Here is a 23977-nt window from a genome sequence, read left to right as displayed (position 1 = left end):
CGGACCGGTTGGGTGGCGGCGGAGCCATCCACCCAACCGGTCAGGTAGTAGGCTCTACCGCTGCGTAAACGAAAACTTCACCGGAATCGCCGGACTGCTCTTGATGCTGGCCGCATCGAGTTTGCCCAGGCTACTCAGCCACGGCCCGGCATAGCGGATCTCGTAGCTGTGCTGCCCCGGCTTGAAGGCATAGGCCTGGGTGATGTCGATCGTGTTCAGGTGGGTGGTCTGCGGCTTGACCTCGAGGTAGTCGGCCGGGCCCGGCGCGGCGCGCTTGACCATGCGGCCGGTGTAGGCCACTTCTTCCTCGGGCGTGCGCAGGTTGAAGCGCGGGGCGGTCAGGTCGTCGCCCAGGGCGATCTCGCGCGGGATCCACACCGACTGGTCGCCGCGGTTCTCGATCAGCACCCGCACCTTGACCGACTTGGCGCCGGTCTCGACCTCGAGCCGGTGATGCACGTTCACCTTGGCCTCCACGGCCTTGACCGCGCCGACCAGGCCGCCCAGCGCCAGCAACGTCGCCAGCACAGCTGCCGGCATGCTTCGTTTGACATGCATCTCGCCTCCTTCCGACACGGGGCCACCATGGTTTTCAAAAAAGGGCTGCCGCGAGCGCGGCAACCGCCTTTCGATTATGACATGAGTTATCGCTGCAGTTCAGGGAAGAATGTTACCGCCTGTTTCAGGCAAGGCCGCCAGGATGGTCACCGCCACCCGCCGGTTGCGGGTCTGTCCGGCCACGTCCGTGTTCGGCGCCACCGGCCGCGTGTCGGCAAAGCCGATCGCCGACAGGCGCGTCGGCGGCAGGCCGTTGTCGATGAACAGGCGCACCACGCTCGATGCGCGCGCGGTCGACAGTTCCCAGTTCGACGGATACACCGGGCTGGCGATCGGCACGTCGTCGGTATGGCCCTCGACCTCGATGCGGTGGGTATCGTCCCTGAGCAGGCCGGCCACCGCGCCCAGCACTTCGCGCGCCTCCGGGTCGAGCGCCGCTTCGCCCTGCTCGAACAGCACGCTGGCATTGATCTCGACGCTGACGCCGCGCGCGTTCTGGGTCACCCGCACCTGGCCCGATTTCACCAGCGGCAGCAGGGTCGCCGACAGCTCGCGCGCCATCACGCCCATGCGCTCCTGCTCGCGGCGCGCGGCCTCGTTGCGCTTGCGGTTGATGATGTGCGACAGCGGCAGCACCGGCTCGACGTTGGTATTCACCTGGGTCGCCGCGCCGCGTCCGCCAAAGGCGTCGCCCAGGGCGTCGGACAGCACCTGGTACTTGCCTTCGTTGACGATGGAGATCGCGTACATCACCACGAAGAAGGCGAACAGCAAGGTGATCAGGTCGGCGTAGGAGATCAGCCAGCGCTCGTGGTGCTCTTGCGGGACGTCGTCGTCGTAGCGCTTGCGGGCCATGATGTCGCTTGCCGTCAGTGGCGCGCCAGCAGGCTGGCGACGCGCTCGTCGACCACGCGGCCGTGGTCGCCGCTGGCGAGATCGGCGAACACCTCGGCCAGGATCTCGTACTGCGAGACCCGGTCGTTGACGATCGCCTTGAGCTTGTTGCCGACCGGGTAGAAGAACAGGTTGGCCAGGCCCACGCCGTACACGGTCGAGACGAAGGCGACCGCGATGCCCGAGCCCAGGCGCGCCGGGTCGGACAGGTTTTCCATCACGTGGATCAGGCCCAGCACGGCGCCCAGGATGCCGATCGTCGGCGCATAGCCGGCCGCCGATTCCCAGATGCGCGCCGCTTGCCGCTGGGCGAATTCATAGCCGTTGATCTCGTGTTCCAGCAGGCTGCGCAGCTTGTCCGGCGCGATGCCGTCCACCACCAGGCGCAGGCCCTTGGCCACGAAGGGGTCGGCCTTGTTCATGTACTGTTCCAGCGACAGCAGGCCGTCGCGGCGCGCCGACTGGCTCCACAGCGTGATGTCGCGCGACAGTTTCTGGCGGCCGTTCTTGGGCGGCACGAACACCCAGCGCAGCATGCCGAGGCCGCGCAGGAAGGTGCGCGTCTCGCTCTGCAGCAGCACCGCACCGAAAGTGCCGACCACGACAATGGCGAAGGCGGCCGGCTGCATCAGCGATGCAAACTTGCCGCCGTCGAGCGTGTAGCCGAGGAAAATGCCGGCGATCGCCAGCACCAGGCCGCCTACGCTGGCCCAGTCCATATATGCTCTCGCAAGGTGGTGCGCAGGCGCGCGACGGCCTGGGTGTGCAGCTGCGACACCCGCGATTCACTCACGCCCATGACGGCGCCGATTTCCTTCAGGTTCAATTCCTCTTCGTAGTACAAGCCCATCAACAGTTTCTCGCGCGGCGGCAGGTTGTCGATGGCCTCGATCACCGCGTGGCGGAAGTCGGTCTCCATCAGGCCGCGCAAGGGGTCGCTGTCGTCCACCGCGTAGCGGTCGAGGAAGTTGCCGTCGCCGTCGTCGTCGTGGAAATCTTCGTAATAGACCAGCTGGTGGCCGCCCGAGTCGGCCAGCATCTCCTGGTAATCCTCGAGCGAGAGCTTGAGCGACTTGGCCACTTCGGATTCGCTCGGCGGCCGGCCCAGGCGCTGCTGCAGCTCGTGCATCGCGGTCTCGACCTTGCGCATGTTCTGGCGCGTGCTGCGCGGCATCCAGTCGCTGCTGCGCAATTCGTCGAGCATGGCGCCGCGGATGCGCAGCACCGCATAGGTCTCGAACTGCGCGCCGTGGTTGTCTTCGTAGCGGTTGATGGCGTCCAGCAGGCCGATCATGCCAGCTTGCACCAGGTCATCCACCTCCACCGAAGGCGGCAGCTTGGCCTTCATGTGGTGGGCAAGACGCTTTACCAACGGCATATGCTCCGTCAGCAAAGAATTCTTGTCCGCTTTCCCTTTGACCGTGTACATGCTGGTGTCAGTCTTCTCTCTACGTGTCTTCTATTGCCGATGTCGATTACGAACCAAAGTGGGCCGCGCTCCCCTGCTTGCCGAACTGCGGCATGGCGTGCAGCGCGAACTTGCCTGCCAGCTGGCGAAACGCCACCGACGCGCCGGCCAGCGGGAAGGCGTCGACCACGGCCCGGCCCAGGCGTGCGGCCCTTGCTAGGCACTCGTCGGCTGGCACCGAGCCCATGAAACTGAGCTTGACGGCAAGGTAACGTGTTGCTGCTGCTGACATATTATCGTATACCACCTTGGCCTCTGCCTCTGTCGCACCGGTAACAAGGATACCGAATGGGCGCCGGCCCAGTTGCTGCGACAGCCGCTTGATCAGCGCATAGGCGTTCGTGATCGACGCCGCGCTGGTGGACACCTGCACCACGATCTCGGAATCGAGCATCGAGGCCACCGGGAAATCGCCGTCCGGGCCGAGCTCGGCGTCGACGATCACGATGCCGGTTTGCAGCGCCAGCACGTCGAAGGTATTGCCCAGGCGGCGTGCCTCGGCTGCGGTTTCGGGCGCACCCATCGGCACCACCGAAAAACCTTGCGGCGCCGGGCGGATCACCTGGTTCAATGCGCTTTCCTGGCGCGCCACCTGCAGCAGCGAGGCGCGCCGGTTCATGCCGAGCCGGCGCGCGACGCCGTATTCCACTTCGCAGGCGTCGACGATCAGCACGTCGTTGCCGGCCTGGGCCAGCGAGGCGCCCAGGTTGACCAGCATGGCGCCCTTGTCGTCTTCAGGCGTGGCCGACAGGAAGGTGACCACGCGCGGACGCGGGCCCTGCAGCATGCGGCGCAGGCCTTCGGCCTGGTCGAAATCGAAACTAGCCACGGTTCACCTCGCGCGCGGCTTGTGCCGCAGCCATCATCAGCGGCATGTCGGCTTCGTTTGCGCCGTTGCCGCGGTTGCGGAAAGCGCGGTCGACCAGCAGGTTGCGGTCGGCCACGTGCAGGTCTTCCGGCACGCGCTGGCCGTTCGAGATGTAGTGCAGGTTCAGCTTCTGGCGGATCACGACGTCGAGCACGCCGCCGATCGATGCGGCTTCGTCCATCTTGGTCATGATGGCGCCGTGCAGGCCGCTGCCCTGGTAGGCGCGCACCACTTCGTTCAGCGTTTCGTTGGTCGAGGTCGAGTTCAGGCACAGCAGGCGCTTCACGTCGGCGCCCGAGCCGGACAGCATGGCGACCTGCTCGGCCACCATGTGGTCGCGCTGCGACATGCCGATGGTGTCGATCAGCACGGTGTGCTTGTTGCGCAATTCCTTCAGGGCGATGCGCAGGTCGGCCTCATCCTTCACCGAGTGCACCATCACGCCCAGGATCTTGCCGTAGATGCGCAGCTGCTCGTGGCCGCCGATACGGTAGGCGTCGGTGGTGATCAGGGCCAGCTTGTCCGGGCCGTGGCGCATCACGCAGCGCGCGGCCAGCTTGGCGGTGGTGGTGGTCTTGCCGACGCCGGTCGGGCCGACCAGGGCGTACACGCCGCCCTGCTCCAGCAGCGCGTCTTCGTTGCCGATGGTGGTCAGGTTACGCGCCAGCACCGTCTTCACCCAGCGCATGGCTTCCGCGGCATCCTTGGTCGCCGGCATTTTTTCGATCAGGAAGCGCGCCAGGGTGGCCGAGAAACCGGCGGCCAGCATCTCGCGCAGCACGGTCGCCTTGTGCGGCTCGCGCTGGGCGGTGGCGTTCCACGACAGTTCGGCCAGCTGGGTTTCCATCAGGCCGCGGATCTCGCTCATCATGCCGTTCATCTCGGCGGCGGCCGATTCCTTGGCCTGGGCGATGGCGGCGCTCATCATCGAGGTCATGGCGCTCATGTCGATGGTCGGCTCCGGGGCCGGGGCGCGGCGCTCGGCGTAGGTCGGGGCCACTTCCGCGTAGGCTGGCGCGATCGGCGCGGCGGGCGCGGCCGGGGCGGCGTCCTGCAGGCGGCGCGACAGGAAGGCCGGGGCGGCGGCGGGGGCCGCAGCCGGCATTGGGGCCAGGTAGTCGAAGTGCTGCAGTTGCGGCGCCGGCTGGGCCATTTCCGAATCGGCGGCCGGCGCGGCCAGCGAGGCCACGTCATCGTTGTCCAGCGCCAGGATCTCGACCTGGCCGTCGACTGGACGGTTGGAGAGGATGACGGCATCCGGACCAAGGGCTTCGCGCACCTTGCGCAATGCATCTCGGGACGTTGCTGCCGTAAATTTCTTAACCTTCATCTGGTTCTCCGCGCTTCAATCTGGTTCTGCATGACGGGCACGATGCCCATCGATAGGAAGCATTATTGACGATGCCCTCAGGAAACCATCAGGGGAAAAGGATGGGGAAAAGGGCCTATTTCATCGGAATCGGCAAAAGCGATACCTTTTGACCGGATGACAAGCGGAGGGTTGTCGTCAACAGGCGTCCGGGGCCGGGCGATCTTTGCCCCTGAAGAGAGGTCCAAGTATGCAAGACAGGCCGCCTGTCGCTGGCGCCGGGAGGACACCATGGTCAAATCGATTCGACTGTTGTATCGCAACATCCAGAACCGCGTGCGATGCAATTACAACTGGGACTGGCAAAAGATGTGCGAGCGCTCCGCCGTCATGATCACCGCCGTCGAGTGGAACGCCGAGACCGAGCCGGGCGCCCCGGCCTATCCCCACGATTCCTCTCCCGGACGCCCCCACCTGGGCCGGGCGAACGTGTACGTGACCAATATCGCACCGCACGATTCCGAGGGCGGGCCAGGCGGCGTCGAGTTCTATCTGCACGCCGACTCGGACGTTCCGCTCGACGTGCTGGTGACCATTACCGACCTTGGACTGGTTGAGCGCATGGTGGTCGTCAAGTGACTGCCGCCAAACAGGCCAGTTTTGCGCACGCTCATCGACGGCATACGCCATTTACCTATGATCGAAAGCTTGAGAGCACAGCGTTCATGGAGATGGCCGATGATCGAGTGTACGTTTGAACTGAACGACAAACCTATGAGCCTGTTTAAGATGGGCTCAATGCAATTTCCTGCCTTCTCAGGGAAGGGCGATCAGATAAACCGACGTGCATTTGCTTGCAACCCGAACCTTGGCCCTATTCCACCAGGGGCCTACTACATTTTAGATCGGCAATCCGGAGGACTTCTGGGACCACTACGCGATCTCTACAGTGACAAATCTGACTGGTTCGCTCTGTATGCCATAGACACGAAAATTGACGATGAAGTCTTCTGTGACAGCGTCAAGCGAGGAAATTTCCGGCTGCATCCGAAGGCAGGCATAGGCGTCAGCAAGGGCTGTATAACCGTCGCAACCCAAGCCGACTTCAACTCATTGCGCGCCATCTTGAAAGCCGTGGGCCAGAAGAGTATTCCTGGCAGCACACTAAAAGTCTATGGAAGAGTGACCGTCCGATGAAAAAGACAAACCAACGACTCATTCTCGCGCTATGGGTCGTTTTTGCCAGCTTCGCCCTTACACATCTATGGATCGTCAATTCAAGCCGGCTCCCGACGATCCCCCAGCCATTCGCGATATGGCTTGTTGATCTGTATGGCGCAAACAATGCGGAAGAAATTCGGGATCTCGAGGTACTGCTCGGACTCGCCGTCGCGTTTCCTCTCGTCCTGGGACTCACATATTCGGGCATCCTTATTTGGCAACGTATCCGCAACCGCACAGTCGATCGATAGTCGACGCTCCCAGCGCGGCATTGACGGTCGCATTACATGAAGGTGACTGACCAGGGCAGCATTCGCACGCCGCCCTGCCCGCTTACATCGGCACACCCACCAGGCTGGTCACCCGAATCGTCTTGGTCTCCGGCACTTCTGCATGCGACAGCACCTTCAGCTGCGGCACGGCGCGGCGCAGGAAGCGCGACAGCAGCACGCGCAGCGGGGCCGGCACCAGCAGCACCGGGGTGTGGCCCATCTGCTCCTGCTGGTTGGCCGAATGGGCCGCCTGCTGGGCGATGGTGTCGGCCAGGCCCGGCTCGATGCCGGTGCCGTCGCCGCCGGCGCCCATCGCCTGCATCAGCAGACGCTCGAGGCGGTTGTCCAGGGTCATCACCGACAACTCGTTCTCGCCCGGGAACAGCTGCTGGACGATGGCGCGGCCCAGGGCCACACGCACCACGGCGGTCAGTTCCGACGGGTCCTGCGTCATGTTCGCGTGCTCCGACAGCGCCTCGATGATCGAGCGCATGTCGCGGATGTGCACGCCTTCGACCAGCAGGTTCTGCAGCACTTTCTGCAGGGTCGACAGCGACACGACCTTCGGCACCAGGTCTTCGACCAGCTTCGGCGTTTCCTTGCCCAGGTGGTCCAGCAGCGCCTGCACTTCCATACGGCCCAGCAGTTCCGAGGCGTGCATCGTGATCAGGTGGTTCAGGTGGGTCGCCACCACGGTGCCGGCGTCGACCACGGTGTAGCCCATGCTCTGCGCTTCGTCGCGCAGGCCGGCTTCGATCCAGGTGGCCGGCAGGCCGAAGGCCGGATCGGTGGTCACCAGGCCAGGCAAGGTGCCGCTGGCCATGCCCGGGTTGATCGCCAGGAACTGGCCGTTCAGCGCTTCGCCGCTGCCCACTTCCACGCCCTTCAGGGTGATGCGGTAGGCCGATGGCTTGAGTTCCAGGTTGTCGCGGATGTGCACCGGCGGCGCCAGGAAGCCCACTTCTTGCGCGAACTTCTTGCGGATGCCCTTGATACGCTTGAGCAGCTCGCCGCCCTGGTTCTTGTCGACCAGCGGGATCAGGCGATAGCCGACTTCGAGGCCCAGGGTGTCGACCGGCATGACGTCCTGCCAGGTCGCTTCTTCGCTCTCGGCCGGGGCCTGCTTGGCGGCGGTGGCCTCGGCGGCGGCCGCGGCGGCCGCTTCTTCCTTGGCCGGCGCTTCCTTGCGGCGCTTCGAGATCAGGTAGCCGGCGCCGGCCAGCGAGCCCGCCAGCAGCAGGAACACCAGGTTCGGCATGCCCGGGATCATCCCCAGGCCGCCGATGATGGCGGCGGTGATGTACATCGATTCCGGACGCGCCATCAGCTGGTTGGTCAGCTGCGAGCTCACGTCTTCGTCGTTGGCGACGCGCGACACGACCATACCGGCCGCGATCGAGATGATCAGCGATGGAATCTGCGCCACCAGGCCGTCACCGATAGCCAGCAGGGTGTAGATCTTGGTCGCTTCACCGACCGCCAGGTCGTGCATCACCACGCCGACGATCAGGCCGGCAACCACATTGATCACGGTAATCATGATGCCGGCGACGGCGTCACCCTTCACGTATTTCGAGGCGCCGTCCATGGCGCCGTAGAACTCGGCTTCCTGCGCGACTTCCTGGCGGCGCTTGCGGGCTTCGGCTTCGCCGATCAGGCCGGCGTTCAGGTCGGCGTCGATCGCCATCTGCTTGCCAGGCATCGCGTCCAGGGCGAAGCGTGCGCCGACTTCGGCGATACGGCCGGCGCCCTTGGTCACGACCGAGAAGTTGATGATGGTCAGAATGATGAAGACGACGATACCGACGGTGTAGTTACCGCCAATCAGGAAATGGCCGAAGGCCTCGACCACCTTGCCGGCCGCCGCCGAGCCGGTGTGGCCTTCGGTCAGGACAATTCGAGTAGAAGCCACATTGAGCGCCAGGCGCAACATGGTCGAGACCAGCAGGATGGCCGGGAAGGCCAGGAAGTCAAGCGGCTTGACCGTATACAGTGCGGTCAGCAGCACGATGATCGACAGCGCGATATTGAAGCTGAAGAACACGTCGAGCACGAAGGCCGGCAACGGCAGGATCATCATTGCCAGCAGCATGATGATCAGGATCGGCGCGGCTGCCGCCTTGCCGCCTCGTGCACCGAGGCCGCTCATCCAGGCTGGCAGTTTCATGCTGTTGGTCATTCAGTTCACTCCGTGTTCAGTTCAATTCGGCCCCCCTGGCTTGGGTGGCGCTGGCTGTTGCGACGCCGGGTTCAGCGGGTCCATCTCGTCGGGCACTTTCAACTTCGTCGGGCGATCCGGGTAGTCCCCTTCTCCCTTCTTGTAGGCGCGCAGCTGGTAGACATAGGCCAGCACTTCCGCCACCGCCGAGTACAGCTTTTCCGGGATCTCTTCGTCGATATCGGTATGCTTGTACAGGGCGCGGGCCAGGGCCGGGGCTTCCATCAGCGTGACCTTGTGTTCCTGGCCCAGCTCGCGGATCTTGGCGGCCACGTCGTCGATGCCCTTGGCCACGACCCGCGGCGCGCCCTTGCCGTCCGTATACTTCAGCGCCACCGCATAGTGGGTCGGGTTAGTGACGATCACATCTGCAGTAGGTACATTTTGCATCATCCGTCCGCGGGCCATTTCGCGCTGCAACTGGCGAATCTTCCCCTTAATCTGAGGATTGCCGTCCGACTCCTTGGATTCCTGGATCATTTCCTGGCGCGTCATTTTCAGTTTGTCTTTCCAGTGCCATAACTGGTAAGGACCGTCGATCAGGGCGATGAAGCCCAGCGCGCCGACGATGAACAGGAAGGATTTGCCGATCATGGCGCCCACGTGGGCGCTGCTTTCATTGAGGGGCTCGACCGCCAGGCCCAGCATCGCCTCCTTCTGGCCGCTGACGACGATATACGCCACCACGCCCACGACGATGGTCTTGGCGACCGCCTTGAGCAGCTCGACCAGGGCGTTTTTCGAGAACATATTGCCAATACCCTTGATCGGGTTCAGCTTCATGAAGTTGGGCATGAAAGCCTTGGACGAGAACAGCCAGCCGCCGATCAGGAGCGGCGAGACCAGGGCGATGGCCATGATGGCGCCGGCGATCGGCAGGCACGCCAGCAGCACGGCGACCAGGTCATTGAGGATGCGCTCGATCAGGATGGCGGGATTAAAGACCTGTTCGCGGTCGAGCGACAGGCCGGACTTGAGCGCCAGGCTCAATTTGCCGACGAGCATGCCGCCAAAGGCCCACAGGCAAGCCCCGGCAGTCATCAGGACGGTAAAGGTGGCCAGCTCCCGCGATCTGGGAACGTCGCCTTCCTCGCGCGCCTTCTCGATCTTCCGGGGCGATGCGTCTTCTGTCTTTTCTGCGTCGCTATCTTCCGACATGCCTACTCCGCCAAACTATGTCACATGCGCCTTTGTACCGCGCAAATGAAATTATCGCCGGAATTGCCGTGCGGCTAGATATAAAACAGGATGGGAAACCGGCCGCTGTTCGCGGCCGGATGCCTGGCATTACATGCGGCGGCGGACGAAGGCCGGGGCCGGCTGCTCGCGGCCGAGGTCGGACAGCGGGGCCGGCTGGTTGGCCGCGGTCGGCTTGGCGATGCGGGCGGACACGATCACCGGCGCGATCGGGGCGACCACGGGCTTGACCACCTTGACGGTGGACGTGGTGGCCGGCGCCAGCGGGGCGGCGGCCACGTGCGCCGGCTGGCGGCGGCGGGCGCGCCAGGCGGCGACCACCAGGCCGTACACGACCAGGTACAGCGCGAAACTGGCGACCACGCCCTGCATCAGCACGGCAGGGGTATTCGCATGGTTGACTGCCAGCGCGGCCGGCACCAGGGCGATGCTCCACGACACCGGCGACACGCAGGCATTGCGCAGCGGCGCCGGCAGCATGCGCAGGTAGCGCGCGGTGATCGCCGTCTTGACCAGGCTGTGCAGGTGCCAGCTGTCCGGATGGCCCGGATGGCGGCGGCACCACAGGCGGCGGCAGATGGTGAACAGGGTTTCGAAGACCGGATAGGCGCAGGCCAGCAGCGGGGCCCAGGCCGAGACCGAGGGATTGCGGTAGACCAGCATCACCGACAGCCAGGCCAGCAGGAAGCCCAGCAGGTAGGCGCCGCCGTCGCCGAGGAACAGTTTGCCAAACGGGAAATTGACGACGAAGAAACCGGCCGTCACGGCGCAGATCACGAAGCACAGCTGGGCCAGGTGGACGTCGCCGGCGCCCAGGGCGATCAGGCCCAGGGTGGCCAGGCCGATCACGACCGTGCCGCTGGCCAGGCCGTTGAAACCGTCGATGATGTTGACCGCATTGGCCACGCCGCCCACCGCGAAGGCGGTGAACAGCACCGAGAACGGCAGCCAGCCCAGCAAGCCGTCGAGCGGCGCCAGGCCGGTGTATTGGAGGGTGACGCCGGTCAGGAACCAGCAGACCGCGCCGCTGGCCATGGTCGCCAGCAGGCGCGCGCGCACCGACACGGTGCGGGTCAGGTCTTCGGCCAGGCCGAACACGAAGGCCGGCAGCGAGGCGATCAGCACCGGCAGCAATAGTTCCTGCTGCGCCTGCGGCAGCACGCCCAGCGCCATCCACAGGCCGATCATGATCGCGGCGCCGCCGATGCGCGGGGTCGGGGTGATGTGGAATTTCTGTACACCGCGCGTCGCGTCGAGCGAATAGCGCCCGTGCCAGCGTGTGGTGAACACGAGCAGGAGGGAGCAGATCAGCGATGTGGCAAAGCCGATTTCCAGGCCAGCCATGGGCAGGTTATTAATACTCATAGAACCACTTTGTTAACTCGTCAATTCTAGCGCATTTCTTGTTGATCTTCCGGCAAACGTGCTCGGCCACGGATTCTATCCCAATGTCACAAACGCACTGTTACGTCATGCAAGCTATTGATTGTGCAAGAACAATTCGACGATTCTAGGGACGTTGCGATCTGCCAATCAATCGCCCTGAAACTTCTCCTAATATTTCTCGACAAATTGTTACACTTTTCTTCAGTGATATTTAGATAGATTTATTTCTCGCTCACAAACAAGGTGAACCATGGCGAAACATAATCGCAAGCCATTTAGTTTCATTTTTTATATTGTGTTATGCCTGAGCGCGCTGCACCCGGGTCTGGCCCGGTCGCAGGCCGCCCCTTCCCCCGAATTGCTGGAAGCCCAGGCCCGCCTGCTGGAAGCCGAAACCCGGCAGGCGCTGGCCGAAGCCGAGCGCGCCGAACTGCTGGCGCGCCTGCCGCCGGCCCAGGCCAAGGCATTGAGCGGCAACGTCGACGCCGCCAAACTCGGCGCCGCCGGGCTGGCGCGCGCCTTCGACCTGGCGCTGGAACTCGCCATTGAAGTCTGCGCCGGCCTGCCCCAGGACCGCCAGGTCATCCTGTACGACCCGATCGTCAGCCAGGGCGTGGTGGCGGCGCGCACCGTCGACGGCGCCCTCGCGCGCACCGCGCAGGAATTGGCCGCGCGCAATCTCGAGCTGCAACGCTACATTAACGCGCACACCCCGGAATCGGCTGACCGCCGCACGGCGATACCGTTGATCTGGCTCACCGCGCCCACGGTATTACTCCGCGCCGGGGCCGACCTCGCCAGCCTGTTCAAGAGCGACGCGACGCTGGCCGGCAGCGCCTACGGCGACGGCGCGCGCGCCCTGTTCGCCAGCGCGCTGGCGCGTTCCTGCCCCGCCCGCCTGGCCGGACTGAGCGGCGGCTATATGGGCGAACTCGACATTGCGCGGCATGCGCGCCTGCTCGACCAGGTCAGGCTGGTGGCGGCGGAACGGTCGGTGCTGGCCCAGCACGCGGCGCGGCTGGAAGTGCTGGCCGACGCCGCCAAAGGCGAACTCAAGAAAGAACTGCAGGCCGTCGAGGCCGCCGCCAGGGCGCAACTGAAGGCGGTCGACGCCTTCACCGAGGGCTTACGGGCAGGCGAAGCCAGTGACAAAAGCCCCTTGTTTACCGCGGCGCGCTACCTTGGCCAGGCCGAACGCAGCGCCGGCGCCCTGGTGTTGGACGTCGACCTGCGGCTGGAAGGCCTGACCCAGGTGCGCGGCAACCTGTTCGGCGGCGAACGCCTGTCCCTGTCCGGCGTGGCCTTTCTCTGGTACCGGCTGCACGAGCCGGACGGCCGGCTGCTGCGTGCCGATGCGCTGCGCCGGGTCAGCCGGCCGGTCGAAGTGGACATGCGGGGCGAGCGCGACGATAGTGGATTTTGGCGGTAGGGTCGGCCGGGGCCGCAGCCGGCTACACCGCCGGCCGTACCGTCTGCTCGATCGCCCCGAACAACGATTTGCCGTTCTCATCGAGCATCTCGATGCGCACCGTGTCGCCGAACCGCAGGTACTGGGTGACGGCTTCGCCGCCATCGATCGTTTCCTGCCAGCGCTGCGTGGCGATGCTGGCGTAACCCGGCGTGTGGCGGCGCGTCGCGCGGTTCGCGACCACGCCCGCGCCGAGAATGGTGCCCGCCGTGACCTTGCGGCCGGCGGCCAGCGCCGCCAGCAGTTGCGGGAAGCTGAAGGCCATGTCCTCCCCCGCCTCCAGGGTCCCGACCGGATTGCCGTTCCACACCACCCGCAACGGCAGCGCGGCCCTGCCGCCGCGCCAGGCCTCGCCCAGCTCGTCCGGCGTCACCGCCACCGGCGCGAAAGCGGTCGCCGGCTTGGCATGCAACAGGCCCAGGCCGGCGGCGCGCTCATCCGCCACCAGGTTCTGCAAGGTGACGTCATTGGCCAGCAACAGCAGGCGGATCTGTCCATGCGCCGCGTCCGGCGTCGCGCCCTGCGCCAGGTCGCCGCTCACGACCGCCAGTTCGGCGCCGAAGTCGATGCCCCACTCCTCGCGCGCCAGCACCAGGTCTTGCCGCGGCCCCAGGAAGCCGTCGCCGGCCGCCCGCGCCAGTTGCGGCTCGTCGCGCCAGGCTGCCGGCAATTCGGCGCCAGCGGCGCGGCGTTCCAGTTCGTGGTGATACAGGTAGGCGGCGCCGCACACGCGCCCGCTCGCGCGCGGCAGCGGGGCCATGCAGCGGGCCGGGTCGAAGTCGAAGGGACGGCGCGCCTTGCCCTCATTCAGTTGACGATAAAGAACGTCGAGCTGGGGCGCGATGAAGGCCCAGTCGTCGAGGGCGGCGCGCAGGCTGGGCGCGATGCCGTCGGCGACGTGGGCGGTTTTCAGGTCACGCGACACCACGGCCAGCTGGCCGTCGCGGGTGCCGTCGTCGAGCGTGGCGAGTTTCATGGGAGGCCTCCTGGTGCGAGGCCGCCATTCTACGGTACGGCTCAGTACTTCGGGCTCAGTACTTGACGATGATGCCGGCGCCGAGCGCACGCTGGAAGTAGTTATAGTCGATCATGCTCTGGCCATAACCGGCGAAGGCATTGACATAGCCCTTGACCGGGCCCGCCAGCGGGAAGGCCCATCCGACCTGGACCGCACCCTTGTCGGTGCTGAAGTTACGGCGCACCATGGCCGACAGCTCGTGGCCACCATTCAAGCGGTAATTGCCTTCGAGCTCGAAGCGGCCCATGTAGTCGATGATGTCCGGGTTGTTGTCGTCGTCGAACGATTCGTTGACGCGCTTCCAGACCTTGGCCGTCATGGTCAGCGGGCCGCGCTCCAGGCCGACCTGGGCATAGAACCGGTTCCAGCTGCGCGACAGCGTCGACGACTGGCCATTCGACTGGTGCACGAAGCCCAGGTTCAGGAAGCGCACGTTGACGCCCGCCAGCGCGTAGTCGAGCGGCGTGACGAACATGACCTCGGGCTGGTAATTGGTTTCGCGGAACGGGCTGGACGCCTCATGGTTGGCCGCCTGCCAGAAGCTGTTCTGGGTATAGCCGAACCAGACGTCGACCGGCAGTTCGAACAGCGTCTCGACCATCTTCATCTTGAAGCTGAGCTGGAACTCCAGCTCGGCCTTCGACAGGCCCTCGGCATCCGGATCCGCGGCCAGGAAGTCGCGGTACGGCTCTTCGTTCGGGCGGTGGGTGCGGGTCGCCATCAGGTAGCTCGGGCGGTGCGGACGGAACTTGAACACGCCACGCTTGTCGCGCGGGTCGAGCTCCCAGTGGCTGCTCAAGGTGTACTGGGACGCGGCCTGCACTACCGGATCGACCGAGGCGGTGCGGTCCACCGCGCTGGTGCGCGGAGCATCGAAAGCGCCCTCGGCCACTGGCGCCGTGGTCGGCACCGGCGGCACGGCGGCCGGGGTGGCAGGCGTGGCGACGGCGGCGGTGGCCGGACCGGCGCCGGCAGCGGCGGCCGCCTGGCTGGCGGCAACGCCGTCGAAGCAGGCCAGGCGCTGGCTGCCGTCGGCGATGGCGGCGCATTCGGCCAGGGTGTGCGGTGCGGTCTGGGCCAATGCCGGCAGTGCCAGCAAGAGAGGAACCAGGGCGATGGTATGAGAAATTCTCGGGCGATAGGCGTGCATATTTATTGTTTTATATCAAAACGTTCGCGCAGCAACTGGTATTCAGTTGCCATCGCGCGTAAGTGTCGCGGATATTTCTTCTGGGTGTCGCACGTATTGCATCCAGGCATGCAGTTAAGCCCGCCTGTTTGCGGGATCGATCAGGCAGGCACCAGCAAGTCGAGCTGGGCCTGGTCGAGGAAGCACCATTCGCCCTCTTCGAGACCGAGCGATTCCAGCGTCAGGCCGCCGATCTGCGAGCGGTGCAGCGCGCTGCAATGGTTGCCGGCGGCGGCCAGCATCCGCTTGACCTGGTGGTATTTGCCCTGCTCCAGGACGATCTCGAGGGTGTGCTCGCCGCGCTGGACACAGGACACCGCCTTCAGGGGCGCCGGCTCGTCGTTCAGCTGCACGCCGGCCAGCATGTGGGCGACCAGTTCGGCGGTGACCGGCTCGGCGGTCGTGGCCTGGTAAACCTTGGGCACGTGGCGCTTGGGCGAGGACTGGGCGTGGATGAACGGACCGTCGTCCGACATCAGGAGCATGCCCGTGGTGTCGTGGTCGAGGCGGCCGACCGGCTGCACCTCGCGCCAGGTAAACTGTTCCGGCAGCAGGGTCAGCACACCCGGATGGTGGCTTGGTTTACGCGAGCATTCGAAGTTGGCCGGCTTGTACAGCGCGATATAGACGTGCTCGCGATACGGCCATTCTTCGTCGAACACGGTCAGGACCAGGCCATCGGTGTCGAACGTGGCTTTATAGCTGTCGACGGTCTCGCCGTTGACGGCGACGTCGCCGTCCTCGATCAGCGCGCGGCAATATTTGCGGGTGCCGAATCCCTGCGATTGCAGAATACGGTCTAGGGACAATTTACTCATGGGCCGAGACTTTACCAGATGCGCACGCCCCTTGGGAAAGCATTGCCAGGCAAGACTGTTAGCGTTATCGGGTCAATCTGTTACCGTTACCTCCACCCCATTTTGCATGCACCCGTTCATTTGAGCAGCGTCAAGCCTTTCGAAATTCGCATTGATAGACTTCAACACGTTAGGAATCCGCCTAACGGCACCTACGACGTCCTTGAAAGGGGGCGGCCATAGCCAAAGGATAGGAATGAACGTGAACGACGATCTCGACACAGCAAATGGAAAGCTTTCCGCTCATGAGGCCCATTGTGCGCGCCAACGGCTCGCCAAGGACCATGCGGCGCTTTTCCCGACCCGACTCGCCATGGCGCGCTGGCGCGGCGGCGGACTTCCCCACCTGCACGGCGGCCACCCACCGCTGCGCGCCGCCTGGTATGCCCGCACCGTGCGCGACCACCAGGCTTGGCTCGACCGTGGCGGCTTTGCCCAGCATGAAGAGCAGATACCTTTCCGAAAGCCGTCGATGTGGCATCCACCACAGGTCGGCTTGTCACAAGGTGGATTGCAGGTCTCCCGACAAAACAGCCAATACCCTACGCAGCAGAATTCGCAGCCCCCCTGCCGTTCGGATCGCGATGGCGATGCCCGTCAGTGCGGCACTTGTACCTGAACCGGCATGCCTTCCGGCAGGACGCCGGAGGCACCTCGATGAGACCGGAAAACAGGGCGACGGAAAAACTGGAGGAGCGCAGTAGCCGTACCGATGAGGTACAAACCGATGAGGTATAAATGGAAACGACGGCCAAGGCCGTCGTTTCCGTTCCTGCGGCAGGCACGCCATGCGGCAAGCCTCCCAGGGACGTACTACCGTGAGGAATTGAATTCTCTCGAAAACCGCATCGCGTGCGGTGGATAGCGTGTCGCCGTCCGGGCCGGTCGAAGCGTTTGCCCCTCTACCCTTGCTGCTCGCGCTACCGTTCCACTATAGCCGTTAGCCGTCGGTATTCAAGGACAAAATGTTCAGCGCAATTTCGGCACGGCTCCGTGGTAGGCCGCCTTGACCGCGCTTTCGCCGACCGCGGCGCCAAATTTCTTGAGCACCCGTTCTGGCAAGCCTTCGTGCGCCGTGTAGTCGACGATGTCCTCGGCCTTGACGATGTCGCGCGCCACCGTGTCGACGGTGCCGAAGGCGTCGGCCAGGCCCATGTCCACCGCCCTGGCGCCGGTCCAGTACAGACCGGAGAAGGTTTCCGGGGTTTCCTTCAGGCGCTTGCCGCGGCCTGCCCGCACCACCGCGATGAATTGCTGGTGGATCTCGTTGAGCATCTCCTGGGCGTGTTCGCGGTGTTTTTCGGATTGCGGACTGAACGGATCGAGGAAACCCTTGTTTTCGCCGGCCGTCAGCAGGCGCCGCTCGATGCCGAGCTTGTCCATGGTGCCGGTGAAGCCGAAGCTGTCCATCAGCACGCCGACCGAGCCGACGATCGAGGCCTTGTTGACGTAGATGCGGTCGGCCGCCGAGGCAATGTAGTAGCCGCCCGAGGCGCAGATCTCGTCCACCACCACGTACAGGGGCTTGTCGGGGTAGCCGCGCTTGAGGCGCTGGATCTCGTCCACGATGATGCCGGCCTGGACCGGGCTGCCGCCGGGGCTGTCGATGCGCAGCACCACCGCCGCCGAGCCGGGGTCGGAAAACGCTTTGTTCAGCGAGGGGATCACGGTATCGGCCGCGCCGCTGCCCTCGGCTTCGATCTCGCCGTTGATTTCGATCAGGGCCGTGTGGCGGCCCAGGTTTTCGACGTCGCCGCTGCCGAAATTGAAGTCGTAATACGCCCACAGCGCCAGCAGGGCGACAGTGAGGAAGCTCAGTTTGAAGAAAATGCTCCAGCGCCGGGCGCGGCGCCGCTCCTGGACGGTGGCGAACACCAGTTTCTCGAGCGTTTCGCGCTCCCAGTTGCCGATCGTCGGATTCGATGCGAGCCGGCTGTCGCCGGGGTGGTTCGTTTGGTCACTCATAAAGTCGGATGGGGTCGAAGGCGAGCGCTATCCCTGCGCAGGCGCGCGGAACCGCTCGTCGGGCAGCCAGTATATCTTGCCCGCGCCTTCGTGTACGGCGATCGGATGCAGGCGCCCGCCGCGGCACGGACCGCCGGCGCATTTGCCGCTGTCGGGCTCGTAGACCGCGCCGTGGGTGGCGCACATCAGGTACTGGCCGCCGGACTCGAAGAACTCTCCTTCCCGCCAATCGAGCTCGATCGGCACATGGGCGCAGCGGTTCAGGTAGCCATGCACCTGGCCGCGGTGGCGGATCACGAAACCGGTGGCCGGCTGTCCCCAGGCCAGCAGCGCGAAGCGGACGCCGCGGCCGCCGTCCAATAAACCCTCGGCATCGCACACGAACAGGCGCTCATCGTCCACCATCTGCGCGCTCGCGGATTCAGGCATGCTCGATCAGCCAGGCATGCAGCTCGGGAATCGAGCGCGCCGAGAACAGCGGGTGGCAGGCTTGCAGCTGGGCCACCGGGTGTGCGCCGAACTCGACGGCGATGCCGGACGCGCCGGCATTGTTCGCCATCATGAGATCGTGGGTGGTGTCGCCGATCATCACGGTGCGGCGCAGGTCCTGGCCCAGTTCACGGGTCAGTTCTTGCAGCATGGCGGGATGGGGCTTCGAGAATGTCTCATCCGCACAACGGGTCGCGTCGAAGATCGACAACAGGCCGGTGGCGTTCAGGGCCCGGTTGAGGCCTACCCGGCTCTTGCCGGTGGCCACCGCCAAAAAGTAGCCCTCGTTATCAAGATCGGCCAACATCTCCCGAACGCCCTTGAACAGCACCAGTTCATGGTCCTTGGTGAGGAAGTGATAGCGGTAGCGCTCGACCATGCGCGGGTACATGGCCGGCTGGATGTCGGGCATCACCGCCTGCATCGCCTCGGCCAGGCCGAGACCGATGACGTGGGCGGCCGAGGCGTCGCTCGGGACCGGCAGGCCGAGGTCGCGCGCCGCCGCCTGGATGCACTTGACGATGGCCGCCGTGCTGTCCATCAGCGTGCCGTCCCAGTCGAACACGATCAGGTCAAATTGTTTTCTTGCCATTATTTAGCGGCGGCCCAGGGCGCCTGTCTCCTTAGTTGTTCGATCGTGCGCAGGTGTCATATCACGCACTTGGCTCTCCCAGGCTTACCAGGAACCGTTCGCATTCTTCGGGCATCGGCGCGCGCAAGGTCATCCGCTCGCCGCTGTCCGGGTGGGTGAACGTGATCTGGTGCGCGTGCAGGAACATGCGCTTGAGCGCCCCGCGTCCCCCGCCCGCCTTGTGCAACTGTTTGTTGAAAGCGAAGTCGCCATACTTTTCGTCGCCCAGGATCGGGAACCCGCTCGAGGCGAGATGCACCCGGATCTGGTGCGTACGGCCCGTCTTGAGTTCGGCTTCGAGCAGGGCGAAATCATGCCATTTTTTCAAGAGATTGAAAATGGTGTGCGCTTCCTGGCCGCCGGCCTGGACCACGACCCGCTTTTCGCCATCCGCCGTCGTGTATTTATGCAGCGGCAATTTGACGTGCTGGCGCTTGTTCTGCCAGTTGCCCTTCACCGCCGCAAAATAACGCTTGTCGGTGGTCCCGTCGCGCATCTGGTCGTGCAGGTGGGTCAGTGCGCTGCGCTTCTTGCCGATCAGGAGCAGGCCCGAGGTTTCGCGGTCGAGCCGGTGCACCAGTTCCAGGAACTTGGCTTGTGGCCGCGCTGCGCGCAATTGCTCGATCACGCCGTAGGACACGCCGGAACCGCCATGCACGGCCACGCCGGCAGGCTTGTTAATGACGAGCAAGTGCGCGTCTTCAAACACCACCGGGAATTCGGTCCCCGGCACGGTGTCGTTGCTGGCTTTTTCGGCGATGCGGATCGGCGGGATACGCACCATATCGCCCTCGGCCAGGCGGTACAACTGGTCGATCCTGCCCTTGTTGACACGCACTTCACCCGAACGGAGGATGCGGTAGATATGACTCTTCGGTACACCTTTGCAGACACGCAACAGGTAGTTATCGATACGCTGTCCGGCGTCTTCTTCGCCGATCGTGACAAATTGCGCCTGCAGAGCCTGTTGTGATGAAGGGGGAACAACATCGTTTTGGGTCGCCATTCGCTCTGTCTTCCCAGAAATTCTCTCTAAGTCCTTCATTTTGAATATATAATCGACAGGCGGCGGTCAAACCTCTGCTGGTGTAAGAATTAAAACGATATTTTACACAGGGGCGCGCTCCATCGGCCCCGCTCATTGCAAATTCGATGGAAAGTAACGTGTACGCACATCCTTGCGCCGATCAGGGTTGCACCTGCAGTTGTAATCGGGTTGCGCGCAAAGATGCAGGATTGGATTGTCAGGATTCTTAAGGATAAGTACCGGCAAGCAAATCTTGCTTGTCGGGTGATGGTGTCGATAACGCTTGTCGTTTTCGCCGGGCCCGATGCAAGGCCGTCCTCGAGACTTGTGAGTTAGGCTGTCTTTTCGCCTCCAGGTCCTGGACGGTCGTCGGCTTCGAGCCGGGCTGGTTTTAGCACACCCCCTCGCTCCGCTGTGCCACCCCAACGTGGTGGCAGGCGGCCAGCGCAGGTCGCGGCGTGCGTGGACAATGACGTTCGGCCCCACAGCGCCCTGTTGCGGCAGCGACGCGGTGTTCACTCGCAGTTTTTCGCGGTGGTCACTGTTTTCCGCTGTATCGCACGCCACGGGCATTTCCCCTCCTGGACTCCCATCCCCGCATACATCCCTGTAGCTGCGCCGCCCGCGAGGGCGGCCATCACACGGCCCCCGGGTCGCGGAGTTTATAAAAATGAAACGTATGTTGTTTAACGCTACGCAGCAAGAGGAGCTGCGCGTAGCGATTGTCGACGGTCAAAAACTGATCGACATCGATATCGAGACCGCCGGTCGCGAGCAACGCAAGTCCAACATCTACAAGGGTGTCATCACCCGCATCGAACCCTCCCTCGAAGCCTGCTTCGTATCCTACGGCGAAGACCGCCACGGATTCCTCCCCTTCAAAGAAGTCGCCCGCTCGTATTTCCGCGAGGGCGTCGACGTGCGCAACTGCACCATCAAGGAAGCGCTGAAGGAAGGCCAGGAAATCATGGTCCAGGTCGAGAAGGAAGAACGCGGTAACAAGGGCGCCGCCCTGACCTCGTTCATCTCGCTGGCCGGCCGCTACCTGGTCCTGATGCCGAACAACCCGCGCGGCGGCGGCGTGTCGCGCCGCGTCGAAGGCGAAGAGCGCCAGGAACTGCGCGAAACCATGGACAAGCTCGACCTGCCGCAAGGCATGTCGGTGATCGCCCGCACCGCCGGCATCGGCCGCACCGTCGAAGAGCTGCAGTGGGACTTGAACTACCTGATGCAGCTGTGGCGCGCGATCGAAGGCGCCGGCAAGTCGGCCCCGGGCGCCTTCCTGATCTATCAGGAGTCGTCGCTGGTCATCCGCGCCATCCGCGATTACTTCCAGCCCGACATCGGCGAAGTGCTGATCGACACCGACGAGATCTACGAACAGGCCCAGCAGTTCATGAGCCACGTGATGCCCGACATGGCGCACCGCGTGAAGCGCTACAGCGACGACGTGCCGCTGTTCTCGCGTTTCCAGATCGAACACCAGATCGAGACCGCCTACGCGCGCACCGTGCCGCTGCCATCGGGCGGCGCGATCGTGATCGACCACACCGAAGCCCTGGTTTCCATCGACGTCAACTCGGCGCGGGCCACCCGCGGCTCGGACATCGAAACCACCGCCTTCAACACCAACTGCGAAGCGGCCGACGAAGTCGCCCGCCAGCTGCGCCTGCGCGACCTGGGCGGCCTGATCGTGATCGACTTCATCGACATGGAAGTGGCCAAGAACCAGCGCGAAGTCGAACAGCGCCTCAAGGACGCCCTGCATCACGACCGCGCCCGCGTCCAGATGGGCAAGATCTCGCGCTTCGGCCTGATGGAGCTGTCGCGCCAGCGCCTGCGTCCTTCGCTGTCGGAAGGCTCGCACGTGACCTGCCCGCGCTGCTCGGGCACCGGCCACATCCGTGATACCGAATCGTCGGCCCTGCAAGTCCTGCGTATCATCCAGGAAGAGGCCATGAAAGAGAATTCGGCCGCGATCCACGTGCAGGTGCCGGTCGACGTCGCCGCGTTCCTGCTGAACGAAAAGCGCGGCGAAGTGCTCAAGATCGAGAACCGCCACCGCATCACCGTAATCCTGATCCCGAACAAGCATCTGGACACCCCGCACTACAAGCTCGAGCGCATCAAGCACGACGATCCGCGCCTGGAAGACGCGCACGCCAGCTATGCGATGGCCGAGACCGCCGACACCGACATGGCTTACGCCAAGCGCCAGAAGGAAGAAGCGAAGCCGCGCCAGGAAGCCGTCGTCAAGACCATCACCCCGGCCCAGCCGGCCCCGGTGGTCGACCGCAGCGAAGCGGCCAAGCCGGCGAAAGCCGCCGCCGCGCCGGCCCCCGCCCCAGCCCCGGCCCCGGCCGAGAAAGGTTTCTTCGCCCGCCTGCGCGACTTCTTCTTCGGCAAGCCGGAAGAACCGGCCCCGGCGCCAGTGGTGGCCGAGAAGCCGGCCGCGCCTGCGCCGGCCGAGCGTGGCGAGCGCAACAACCGCAACAAGAATGGCCGCAACGGTGGCCGCAACGGCGAGCGTGGCGAACGCGGCGCCAAGCCGGGCCGTGAGCGCGAAGAGCGCGACGCGGTGGCCACGGTCGCCAAGGGCGCGCCGGGCGAGGAAATCGCCAAGGGCGCACCAGGCGAAGAGGCCCGCGAAGGCCGCCAGCCGCGCCAGCCGCGCGAGCGCAAGCCACGCGAGCCGCGTGAACCGCGCGAGCAGGTCGAAGGCGCGGCGCGCGTCGAGGGCGCCGAGCGTCCCGAGCGTGCAGAACGCGGCGGCGAGCGCAAGGAGCGCCAGCCACGCCAGCCGCGCGAGCGTACCGAACGTGTCGAGCGCACCACCCAGGCCATCGAAGCCAAGCTCGACGAAGTCAGCGTGAGCCAGGTCGTGTCGAGCGCCACTGTTGCAGTGAGCACCAGCGGTCCGGAAGGCACCCAGGAAATCGTGCAGCAGGTCGTGAAGTCGGTGACGACGATCGGCCCGGATGGCGAGGAAATCGAAGGCGAAGGCGACGAGCCGCGCCGCCGTCGTCGCCGTGGCGGCCGTAACCGCAATCGTCGCGACCGTGACCAGGTCGAGGGCGAGGCGCTGGAAGGTGCGGACGAAGCGCCGGCATTCGCCCCGGTAGCCGATGAAGAAGCGGCCAAGGTCGCCGCCGCCGCCAAGGCCGCGAAGGCCAAGCCGGCACGTGCCGCCACGCACGATGCATGGCCGTTCCCGACCGCGGCGTCGGTGGCGGCTGCGAAGGCTGAGGCCGAGCAGGCTGCCGCTCCTACGCCTGCTCCCGCTCCTGCTCCTGTCGCACCGGCGCCGGTTGCTGCCGAGCAGATCCCGTTCCCGACTGCAGCTTCGGTTGCCGCTCAACAGAACCCGTTCCCGACCGCAGCCTCGGTTGCCGCTCAACAGAACCCGTTCCCGACCGCAGCCTCGGTTGCTGCGCAGCAGAACCCGTTCCCGACCGCGGCGTCGGTTGCCGAAGCACGCGCCGAGGCCGCTCAAGCTGATGCACCTGCGGCTGCTCCGGCGCCGGCGCCCGTCGTCGACACCGCGCCGGCAGCCGAACCGGTCGCCGCGTCGGCGGTCGAGCCGGCGCCTGCAGCCGCACCGGCGGTCAGCGTCGCCCCGACGCCAGCCGCCGCGCCTGTGGCCAGCGCACCTGCGCCGGGCGCCGCCCTGGCGGCTGCGCCGGTCGAAGCCCCGGCCAAGCTGGACGAAGTGCTGGCCCAGGCCGGCCTGCAACTGGCATCGACCGACCCTGAAAAACTGCGCGCCGCCCAGGAAGCGGCCGTGGCGCCGCCGGTCCGCCTGGGTCGCGCCCGCAAGCCGGTGGTCGCGCCGGTAGACGAGCCGCTGGTGCAGGTCGATACGCGCCAGTAAGCAATCATCGGCTGCGCCATCACGTCGTTCCTGCGCTTGCAGGAACGACGTTTTTTATTGGAGCAGCAAGC

The 23977-nt window shown here is 64.9% G+C and carries 21 protein-coding genes; 5 read left to right on the top strand and 16 right to left on the bottom strand.

Features of this window, described 5'->3' with window-relative positions; translation table 11 throughout:
* Positions 1-54: 54 nt before the first annotated feature.
* From HMPREF9710_RS09435 to flhF, 6 genes are all read right to left on the bottom strand, one after another.
* On the bottom strand, positions 55-558 hold the full coding sequence (locus HMPREF9710_RS09435; protein ID WP_005665826.1) for a hypothetical protein: 504 nt from the start codon (positions 556-558) through the stop codon (positions 55-57).
* A gap of 99 nt (positions 559-657) precedes the next feature.
* Complete coding sequence (gene motD / locus HMPREF9710_RS09430; protein WP_005665824.1) at positions 658-1413, bottom strand: flagellar motor protein MotD; 756 nt, start codon at positions 1411-1413, stop codon at positions 658-660.
* Between the two features lie 14 nt (positions 1414-1427).
* A complete protein-coding gene (locus HMPREF9710_RS09425) occupies positions 1428-2171 on the bottom strand; it encodes a flagellar motor protein (RefSeq protein ID WP_005665823.1) in 744 nt (247 codons plus the stop codon).
* Complete coding sequence (locus HMPREF9710_RS09420; protein ID WP_005665822.1) at positions 2153-2881, bottom strand: RNA polymerase sigma factor FliA; 729 nt, start codon at positions 2879-2881, stop codon at positions 2153-2155. The genes HMPREF9710_RS09425 and HMPREF9710_RS09420 overlap by 19 nt, the downstream gene beginning before the upstream one ends.
* A gap of 46 nt (positions 2882-2927) precedes the next feature.
* Positions 2928-3749 (bottom strand): MinD/ParA family ATP-binding protein, encoded by an 822-nt coding sequence (locus tag HMPREF9710_RS09415; protein WP_005665821.1) that lies wholly within the window; start codon positions 3747-3749, stop codon positions 2928-2930.
* Positions 3742-5118: a flagellar biosynthesis GTPase FlhF gene (gene flhF / locus HMPREF9710_RS09410; protein ID WP_005665819.1), complete on the bottom strand. Its 1377-nt coding sequence runs from the start codon at positions 5116-5118 to the stop codon at positions 3742-3744. The genes HMPREF9710_RS09415 and flhF overlap by 8 nt, the downstream gene beginning before the upstream one ends.
* 270 nt (positions 5119-5388) lie before the next feature.
* On the opposite strand from flhF, the gene HMPREF9710_RS09405 reads away from it, so the two are divergent.
* Both HMPREF9710_RS09405 and HMPREF9710_RS27055 read left to right on the top strand, forming a co-directional pair.
* Positions 5389-5736 (top strand): hypothetical protein, encoded by a 348-nt coding sequence (locus HMPREF9710_RS09405; protein ID WP_005665818.1) that lies wholly within the window; start codon positions 5389-5391, stop codon positions 5734-5736.
* A gap of 99 nt (positions 5737-5835) precedes the next feature.
* Complete coding sequence (locus tag HMPREF9710_RS27055) at positions 5836-6294, top strand: DUF2778 domain-containing protein (RefSeq protein ID WP_081589877.1); 459 nt, start codon at positions 5836-5838, stop codon at positions 6292-6294.
* Positions 6295-6651: 357 nt separating this feature from the next.
* On the opposite strand, the gene flhA is transcribed toward HMPREF9710_RS27055, so the two are convergent.
* The 3 genes from flhA to HMPREF9710_RS09385 all read right to left on the bottom strand — a co-directional run bounded on the left by flhA (position 6652) and on the right by HMPREF9710_RS09385 (position 11370).
* Positions 6652-8769: a flagellar biosynthesis protein FlhA gene (flhA, locus tag HMPREF9710_RS09395; RefSeq protein WP_005665817.1), complete on the bottom strand. Its 2118-nt coding sequence runs from the start codon at positions 8767-8769 to the stop codon at positions 6652-6654.
* Between the two features lie 21 nt (positions 8770-8790).
* The gene (gene flhB, locus HMPREF9710_RS09390) at positions 8791-9966 is read right to left on the bottom strand and encodes a flagellar biosynthesis protein FlhB (protein WP_005665816.1); all 1176 of its coding nucleotides are present in this window, start codon (positions 9964-9966) and stop codon (positions 8791-8793) included.
* Between the two features lie 129 nt (positions 9967-10095).
* Positions 10096-11370 (bottom strand): MraY family glycosyltransferase, encoded by a 1275-nt coding sequence (locus tag HMPREF9710_RS09385; protein WP_005665815.1) that lies wholly within the window; start codon positions 11368-11370, stop codon positions 10096-10098.
* A 271-nt stretch (positions 11371-11641) separates the two neighbouring features.
* On the opposite strand from HMPREF9710_RS09385, the gene HMPREF9710_RS09380 reads away from it, so the two are divergent.
* The gene (locus HMPREF9710_RS09380) at positions 11642-12820 is read left to right on the top strand and encodes a coiled-coil domain-containing protein (RefSeq protein ID WP_005665814.1); all 1179 of its coding nucleotides are present in this window, start codon (positions 11642-11644) and stop codon (positions 12818-12820) included.
* Positions 12821-12842: 22 nt separating this feature from the next.
* Here the strand turns inward: HMPREF9710_RS09380 and HMPREF9710_RS09375 are convergent, their stop codons facing one another.
* The 3 genes from HMPREF9710_RS09375 to HMPREF9710_RS09365 all read right to left on the bottom strand — a co-directional run bounded on the left by HMPREF9710_RS09375 (position 12843) and on the right by HMPREF9710_RS09365 (position 15884).
* Complete coding sequence (locus tag HMPREF9710_RS09375) at positions 12843-13835, bottom strand: fumarylacetoacetate hydrolase family protein (protein ID WP_005665813.1); 993 nt, start codon at positions 13833-13835, stop codon at positions 12843-12845.
* Positions 13836-13890: 55 nt separating this feature from the next.
* On the bottom strand, positions 13891-14976 hold the full coding sequence (locus tag HMPREF9710_RS09370; RefSeq protein ID WP_229409757.1) for a phospholipase A: 1086 nt from the start codon (positions 14974-14976) through the stop codon (positions 13891-13893).
* 191 nt (positions 14977-15167) lie between these two features.
* A complete protein-coding gene (locus HMPREF9710_RS09365) occupies positions 15168-15884 on the bottom strand; it encodes a pseudouridine synthase (protein WP_005665810.1) in 717 nt (238 codons plus the stop codon).
* A 235-nt stretch (positions 15885-16119) separates the two neighbouring features.
* Between HMPREF9710_RS09365 and HMPREF9710_RS27810 the strand changes: the two genes are divergently transcribed.
* Positions 16120-16542 (top strand): hypothetical protein, encoded by a 423-nt coding sequence (locus HMPREF9710_RS27810; RefSeq protein ID WP_157225465.1) that lies wholly within the window; start codon positions 16120-16122, stop codon positions 16540-16542.
* Positions 16543-16892: 350 nt separating this feature from the next.
* Here the strand turns inward: HMPREF9710_RS27810 and HMPREF9710_RS09355 are convergent, their stop codons facing one another.
* The 4 genes from HMPREF9710_RS09355 to HMPREF9710_RS09340 form a co-directional block, all read right to left on the bottom strand.
* Positions 16893-17888 carry a S49 family peptidase gene (locus HMPREF9710_RS09355; RefSeq protein WP_005665809.1) on the bottom strand — a complete coding sequence of 332 codons (996 nt, stop codon included), beginning with the start codon at positions 17886-17888 and terminating at the stop codon, positions 16893-16895.
* Positions 17889-17915: 27 nt separating this feature from the next.
* Positions 17916-18293 (bottom strand): Rieske (2Fe-2S) protein, encoded by a 378-nt coding sequence (locus HMPREF9710_RS09350; protein WP_005665808.1) that lies wholly within the window; start codon positions 18291-18293, stop codon positions 17916-17918.
* A 16-nt stretch (positions 18294-18309) separates the two neighbouring features.
* On the bottom strand, positions 18310-18969 hold the full coding sequence (locus tag HMPREF9710_RS09345; protein ID WP_005665807.1) for an HAD-IIIA family hydrolase: 660 nt from the start codon (positions 18967-18969) through the stop codon (positions 18310-18312).
* 61 nt (positions 18970-19030) lie between these two features.
* Positions 19031-20014, bottom strand: coding sequence for an RluA family pseudouridine synthase (locus HMPREF9710_RS09340; RefSeq protein WP_005665806.1), 984 nt, complete (start codon positions 20012-20014; stop codon positions 19031-19033).
* A gap of 691 nt (positions 20015-20705) precedes the next feature.
* Between HMPREF9710_RS09340 and HMPREF9710_RS09335 the strand changes: the two genes are divergently transcribed.
* Positions 20706-23906 (top strand): Rne/Rng family ribonuclease, encoded by a 3201-nt coding sequence (locus tag HMPREF9710_RS09335; protein ID WP_005665805.1) that lies wholly within the window; start codon positions 20706-20708, stop codon positions 23904-23906.
* The last annotated feature ends 71 nt before the right edge of the window (positions 23907-23977 follow it).

The organism is Massilia timonae CCUG 45783 (assembly GCF_000315425.1).
GTDB lineage: Bacteria > Pseudomonadota > Gammaproteobacteria > Burkholderiales > Burkholderiaceae_D > Telluria > Telluria timonae.
The sequence above is the reverse complement of the archived record's forward strand: the minus strand, read 5'-3'. Positions and strand labels throughout refer to the sequence as shown.